5 protein-coding genes are annotated in these 6721 nt (G+C 71.6%); 1 reads left to right on the plus strand and 4 read right to left on the minus strand.

All coding sequences use genetic code 11. The features are described from left to right. Positions 1 to 202: 202 nt before the first annotated feature. Complete coding sequence (locus EAO75_RS36875) at positions 203 to 1591, minus strand: M6 family metalloprotease domain-containing protein (RefSeq protein WP_187284737.1); 1389 nt, start codon at positions 1589 to 1591, stop codon at positions 203 to 205. A 351-nt stretch (positions 1592 to 1942) separates the two neighbouring features. Here EAO75_RS36875 and EAO75_RS36880 point away from each other — a divergent pair, with 351 nt between their 5' ends. Next, a complete protein-coding gene (locus EAO75_RS36880) occupies positions 1943 to 3763 on the plus strand; it encodes a putative bifunctional diguanylate cyclase/phosphodiesterase (protein ID WP_410092615.1) in 1821 nt (606 codons plus the stop codon). Positions 3764 to 3793: 30 nt separating this feature from the next. Here EAO75_RS36880 and EAO75_RS36885 read toward each other — a convergent pair whose 3' ends face one another. The 3 genes from EAO75_RS36885 to EAO75_RS36895 all read right to left on the minus strand — a co-directional run bounded on the left by EAO75_RS36885 (position 3794) and on the right by EAO75_RS36895 (position 6560). Then, positions 3794 to 4882, minus strand: coding sequence for an LLM class flavin-dependent oxidoreductase (locus EAO75_RS36885; protein ID WP_147999479.1), 1089 nt, complete (start codon positions 4880 to 4882; stop codon positions 3794 to 3796). A 123-nt stretch (positions 4883 to 5005) separates the two neighbouring features. Further along, positions 5006 to 5737: an aspartate/glutamate racemase family protein gene (locus tag EAO75_RS36890; protein WP_147999480.1), complete on the minus strand. Its 732-nt coding sequence runs from the start codon at positions 5735 to 5737 to the stop codon at positions 5006 to 5008. Between the two features lie 10 nt (positions 5738 to 5747). Further along, entirely contained in the window at positions 5748 to 6560 is an 813-nt protein-coding gene (locus tag EAO75_RS36895; protein WP_148000501.1) for an aspartate/glutamate racemase family protein, read from the minus strand. Positions 6561 to 6721 lie beyond the last annotated feature (161 nt).

Consider the following 6721-nt stretch of genomic DNA (forward strand, 5'->3'; position numbering starts at 1 on the left):
GAGTCCCTGGCGGACGGCCTCGGGAGCCTGGACGGTGAAGATCGCAACGGCGAGCAGGACTGGCGGGGCGGGGTAGTGCCCGCGCGGGGGTGGCGACGGGCAGGCGGCACCATGCGAAAGCCCCTCGCTCTCGCGGCGCCCCTCTCGACGGCGTCGAAGCCGTTCCTGTGGGACTCGGGAGGACCCAGGACGGGGGGGGGAGTCACCCGGAATGCGAAAAGCCCCCGCGGTTGCGAGGGGCCTTCACTGTCTGTGCGCCGCCAGGGACTCGAACCCCGGACCCGCTGATGCTCTCCCCGAGTCCGACCGGCGCGTCCGCGAGCGGCGGGTACACCGACTCCTCCCAGCAGGCCTCGCTGTGTGGATGGGCGTCGATCACCTCGACCGGCCCGCCCCCGGACTCGGTCCGGCTGCGCACCCGGTACACCAGCAACCCCTGCCGGCAGGTCTGCGCGTCGTTGCCCACCTGACCGCGCACCTCGAAGGCGAGGGCGCTGTCCGCACCCGTACGGACGACGGCGAGCTTGATGCCGTTGCCCAGCCCGAACCCCGGCACGGCGCCGTGCGAGGCGTAGGAGTCGTAGTCGCCGTTCGCGCCGAAGGCGTTGCCCGCCCCGGCCGCACCCGTGCGCACCGCAGGCCCCGGCCCCGCCGACAGCGGCTCCAGCGTCAGCCGGGCGGACCCGGCGCCGCTGCCCTGCACGCACACCACCTGTCGTGGCTCCAGCCACCCGAGCTTCCACTTGTGCCAGCCGAAGAGATCCGGCGCCATGCCGAACTGGCTTCCCATCAGGTCCCAGTCACCGACGTAGGTGTCCCAGTCGCCCTTGCCGTCCACCGGACGGTGGTACAGGTCCGGCAGGTCGAAGACATGGCCGGTCTCGTGCGCGAGGACCAGCCGGTCCGGCGGATGGTTCTCGAACACGGTGACGACACGCCGGATGTCCGTGCCGTCGGCCCGCAGCGGTGTCTCCAGGTTGACGACCTTCGTGGCGTCCGAGTCGACGCCGGGCGCGTCCGGGTCGGCGACGAAGTAGACGACGTCGTAGCGGGAGAAGTCCACCTGCAGGTCCGCCACCGCGAGCGCGTCCCGCAGGTAGGCGGCCCGGTCGGAGACACGCCAGTCACGCTGTATGGCGTACGCCGTCGACGGTCGCGGCATGCGCAGCCAGTGCCGCAGCGGGTGCGGGCGCAGGGTGAACCTGCCGTAGGAGGCCCGTTCGAAGAAGTGGGTGGTGGCCGGGAAGTGGTCGGCCGTCAGTTCGGCGGGGGTCGTCAGGGGGGCCGAGTCCGGGAAGGACAGGAACACCATGACCGCGTCGAGCTTGCGGGCCGGACGCGGATAGGCGGCGTTCCAGGTGTCCAGGCCCTCGGAGTGATGGGCGTCGGTGCGCTGGAGGGCACAGGGTGCCGTGTCGAACGGTTCCGCGACCGACGGGCCGACGACCAGGGAGGTCGCGGCGAGTGCCGACATCGTGGTGAACACGGCGGCGGCACTGCGCAGTCGGGGCCGGTCCCGCAGCAGACCCATCCCACGGAGCAGGGGGTTCTGACGCGGCACGTGGACCTCCGGGAGCGGTTCGCGGGACACCGCACCCAGCCTGTGTCGGATTGTCGTACTACGTCCTGTTGTGCTGCACCGGACGGGTGAGCGAGCCGGGGGTTCGCATGAATCGACACCCCCGAATCGCTCACGGAACGTCACAAGCGGTCGGGGGCTCGAAGAAGCCGTCCAGGTGCGGGCAGAAACGATCTGTCGGATGCGCGCCTTGCGCGGGAACACTGGACAGTAGGTGGAAGGGCCCGGGACCAGCCTCTATGATCGGCACACTTTCCTGACACTTTTCCTGCATGGACACGGCCCCTCGGCCGTCCCCCATCCACCCGGCCGACCATTGCGATGAGACCCATCCGAAGATCGAGTGCACTGCGGGAGCGAGCGGTGAGCGGAACGTCCGAAGGGCCGACACCCGCGGCAGACCTCATCGGGCCAGCCGTGACAGAGAGTAACGCACAGCCATCCCCCGGTACCGGTTCGCCGCCCTACTCCTCGGCCTTCTCCGCCGCGCCCCTGGCGATGGCCGTGGTCGACCGCGAGGGCCTGGTGGCCGACGCCAACTCCACCTTCGCCGACCTGCTCGGCACACCCGCCGAGGAGCTGACCGGGACCGCCGCCGCCGACCTGGTCGACCTCGCCTCCGACGCGCGCACCTGGCACACGTACCGCGAGGTGCTGCGCGGCCGTCAGGCCGAACTGCGGTGCACGCGCCGCATCAAGCACCCCGAGGGCCACTCCCTGTGGGTCCGGGTCACGGTCGCGCCGCTGCCCGGCGACGAGTCGGGCGGTGTCCTGCTCTCCGTCGCCGACATCAGCGCCCACCGCGAACTCCAGGCCCGGCTGCGGCACTTGCAGATGCACGACCCGGTGACCCGGCTGCCCAACCGCACGCTGTTCTTCGAGCGGCTGACGGCGGCGCTGGAGGTGGAGTCGTACGAGGAGAGCGGCACCACCGGCCGAATCGGCCTGTGCTACCTGGACCTTGACGGTTTCAAGGCGATCAACGACACCCTCGGCAACCGCGTCGGCGACAAGCTGCTGGCGGCCGTGGCCGAGCGGCTCACGCGCTGCGCGGAACAGGCCGGCTACGCCCGCTCCAGCCCGCCCCTGGTGGCCCGGCTCGGCGGTGACGAGTTCGCTCTGCTCGTCGAGGACTCGACGGGCACCGAGCAACTGGCCGACCTGGCCGAGTCGTTGCTGGAGGCGCTGCGGGCCCCCTTCGACCTGTCCGGCCGGCGCCTGTCGGTGTCGGCCTCGATCGGCGTCGTGGAACGCCAGGCGGCCGGCACCACGCCGACCGCCCTGATGCAGGCCGCGGACACGACGCTGTACTGGGCGAAGGCCGACGGCAAGGACCGCTGGACGCTCTTCGACCCCGAGCGCAACGCCCACCTCATCACCCGCCAGGCCCTCGCGGCGACCCTCCGTGCGGCCGTCGATCGCGGTGAGTTCGCCCTGGAGTACCAGCCGTTGGTGGGGATGGAGGACGGCCGGCTGCGCGGTGTCGAGGCGCTTGTCCGCTGGAATCATCCTCAGTTCGGCGTACTGGCGCCGAATCGGTTCATCGGACTGGCCGAGGAGGACGGGTCCATCGTGCCGCTGGGCCGCTGGGTCCTCGCGACCGCCTGCCGCCAGGCACGCGCCTGGCAGGTGGCGCACCCCGACGAGCCGCCGATCTTCGTGAGCGTGAACGTCGCCGTGCGCCAGGTGTGGGACTCCGACCTGGTGGCGGACGTGGCGCGGATCCTGGAGGAGACCGAACTCGCGCCGCATCTGCTCCAGTTGGAGCTGACCGAGTCCGCGGTGATGGGTTCGTCGGGCAGGCCCCTCCAGGACCTCCAGGCGCTCAGCGACATGGGTGTGCGCATCGCCATCGACGACTTCGGCACCGGCTACTCGAATCTGGCGTACCTGAGCCGGCTGCCGGTCTCGGTGCTGAAGCTGGACGGCTCCTTCGTACGGGGCTTCCAGTACGAGAGCGACAACAATGCCGCCGTCCCGCCGAACCCGGCCGACGAGGTCGTCGTCGAGGCGATGATCCAGCTGGCCCACCGGCTGGGTCTGACGGTCACCGCGGAGTGCGTGGAGACGCTGGCGCAGGCCTCGCGGCTGCGCCGGATCGGCTGCGACACCGGCCAGGGGTGGCTGTACTCGCGGCCGGTGTCGCCGGATCGTATCTCCGAGCTGATGGGCGCACGCGTCTGACGTGCGCCGGGTGTGGCGTGCGGGGTCCGGTCAGGCGGCCGGCAATCCGTAGGCGTCGGCGATGAGTTCGTAGGAGCGCAGGCGCACGTCCGTGCCGGGCGCGTTGCTCGTGATCATCAACTCGTCGGCGCCGGTGCGCTTTTGGAGGTCGTCGAGGCCGGCCCGGACCTCGTCAACAGTGCCGTGCACGACGTTGGCGTTCCAGGAGTCGGCGAACTCGCGCTCCATCGGGCTGAATTCATGGGCCTCGGCCTCCTCGGGGGTGGGGATGAGGCCGGGGCGTCCGGTGCGCAGGCGGATCATGCTGAGGGCGGCGGCCTTCACCTGGCGGCGGGCCTCCTTCTCCTCGTCGGTGGCGAGGGCGGAGACGCCGATGAGGGCGTAGGGCCGGTCGAGGACGGCGGACGGCCGGAAGGACTCCCGGTACAGCTCCAGGGCCGGGACGGTGTTGCGCGCCGAGAAGTGGTGCGCGAAGGCGAAGGGCAGCCCGAGGACGGCGGCCAGGCGGGCGCTGAAGCCGGAGGAGCCCAGCAGCCAGACCGGCGGGCGGTGCGGGGACTGGACGCCGCCGGGCGAGGTCGCCTGGACCGGGCCGGGGACGGCGTGGATACGGCGGTAGGGGTGGCCGTCGGGGAAGTCGTCGTCGAGGAAGCGGGTGAGCTCGGCGAGCTGCTCGGGGAAGTCGTCGGCGCCCTCGTTCAGGTGGTCCGTGCGGCGCAGGGCGGCCGCGGTGGCCCCGTCCGTGCCGGGGGCGCGGCCCAGGCCCAGGTCGATGCGGCCGGGGGCCATGGCCTCCAGGGTGCCGAACTGCTCCGCGATGACCAGCGGGGCGTGGTTCGGGAGCATCACGCCGCCGGAGCCGAGGCGGATGCGGTCCGTGTGGGCGGCCAGGTGGGCGAGGATCACCGCGGGCGACGAGGACGCGACGCCGGGCATCGAGTGGTGCTCGGCGACCCAGAAGCGATGGAAGCCCCGGGACTCCGCGAGCCGGGCCAGCTCCACGCTGGTGCGCAGGGCCTCGGTGGCGGTACGGCCTGCGCTGACCGTGACCAGGTCCAGCACGGAGAGGGGGACGGGCGCGTTGCCCTGTACCTCGCCTCGGATCTCGTCTGCCGTCACCGGTTCCTCCTGCCGTTTCGCTGTGCGGTGTGCGTCAGCTGTTAACAGGAGGCAGTCTCCGGTTTATTCCTTCGCCCCCGCCGTCCCTCCCCTCCCCCGCTCAAAAAACGCCGGACGGGCTGACTACACCTGCACGATCGGCTCCCGGGTGAACAGCGCACCCAGGGCCGGCGCGTTCACGCGGCGGCCCGCCAGGCGCAGGGCCTCCCACACGGTGACCTGGTTCGCGGTGAGGACCGGCTTGCCGAGTTCGCGTTCCAGGGCCGGAATGTGGGCGGCCGTGTGCAGGGCCGTGTCCGGCAGGAGCACCGCCTCGGCGTCCGCCGTGTCCGCCTCCTTGGCCAGCGCGAACACCTCGGCCTCGCCCCAGGTCCCGACCTCCGCCGCCGTGATGATCCCGGAGCCGCGAAGCGCCGTGACCTCCGCGCCCGCGTCCGTCAGGAACCGGGCGAAGAGCGCGGCCACGTCGTCCGGGTACGTCGCCCCGACCGCCAGCCGCCGCACGCCGAGCTCCCGTACCGCGTGCACGAAGGCGAAGGACGTCGAGGACGCCGGCATGCCCGCCGTGACGGCGAGGCTGCGCACCTGGTCGTGGGCGCCCTCCCAGCCGTAGACGAAGCTGCCGGACGTGCACGCCCACACGACCGCCTCGGCGCCCGTCAGCCGCAGTGCCTCGACGCCCGTCGCGAGGCGCTCCGCCGAGCCCATCCGGAGCAGGGCGTCCACCCGGTGCGCGTCCTCGCCGATGTCGGTGTGCACCAGGTCGATCCGGATGTCGCTGCCGATCAGCTGCTCGATGCGCGGATAGTCGTCCTCGGCGGAGTGGCCCGGGTAGAGAAATCCGAGTGCGGTCATGTCAGCCTTTCTACTGCTGTTCCTGCTCAGGAACATCCGGCACGTCCGGAAGCACGGGTCCGCTCGGCGCCGCCTCGTCGAGCCGCGCCGCCGGGTCGATCAGCGCCTGATAAGGCCCCACCGCGCGAGTACCCACCCTGCGCAGCGCGGCCCACATCGTCACCTGGTTGGCCGAGAGAACCGGCATGCGCAGCTCCGCCTCCAGTTGGGGGATCACGTCGTAGGTGGGCAGGTTGGTGCAGCTGATGAACAGCGCGTCGACCGGGCGCCGGCGCACGGCCCTGCGCGCCATTTCGGCCACGTCGCGGTAGGGCACCTTCCAGATGTGCCGCGTCAGCCCCATGAACGCGCACCCCGTGACCACGACGCCCGCCTCGGCCACGTAGTCCTCCAGGGCCCGCGTCACCGACACCGTGTACGGCGTCACCAGCGCCACCCGGCGCACCCCCAGCTCGGTCAGCGCCTCCAGCAGCGCCCCGGACGTGGTGACCGACGGCACCGCGCCCGCCCGGGTCATGGCCGCGCACATCGCCCGCTCGCCCGCGATGCCGCCGACGAAACTGCCGGAGGTGCAGGCGTAGGCGACGACCTCGGGACTGATCGCGGTCAGGGTGCGGACGCCGTCGCTCAGCGTCTCGTGTTCGCTGACCAGGCGGGCCAGATCCAGGCTGACCTCGACCGGGACGAACGGCGTCCGGGTCAGATGCAGCGAGACCTCGTCGGGGACCCAGCGCCACAGCTCCCGGTCCAGCGCGAAGTCGAACGGGGCGACCACTCCGACACCGCGCTGGGGGCGGGGGCCACCGAGGAAGGAGATGTCCATGGCACTCATGGCAGGCACCGTCCTCACTACGAGAAACAGGTGAGCAACGGACCGTGTGTACGCCCGTGTTGACGAAGGTAGGTTCGGGTGCGAGCGTGGTCAAACCTCGCATGTCAGACGGCCCTCGGTTCCAGTAGAACGCCGCGACACGGCGCTCGCAC

The organism is Streptomyces sp. UW30 (genome assembly GCF_008042075.1).
Classification (GTDB): domain Bacteria; phylum Actinomycetota; class Actinomycetes; order Streptomycetales; family Streptomycetaceae; genus Streptomyces.

Bases quoted from the DNA above. Each gene is read 5' to 3' on its own strand.
- EAO75_RS36890 (WP_147999480.1), bottom strand. From the start codon at position 5,737: ATGACCGCACTCGGATTTCTCTACCCGGGCCACTCCGCCGAGGACGAC.
- EAO75_RS36895 (WP_148000501.1), bottom strand. From the start codon at position 6,560: ATGGACATCTCCTTCCTCGGTGGCCCCCGCCCCCAGCGCGGTGTCGGA.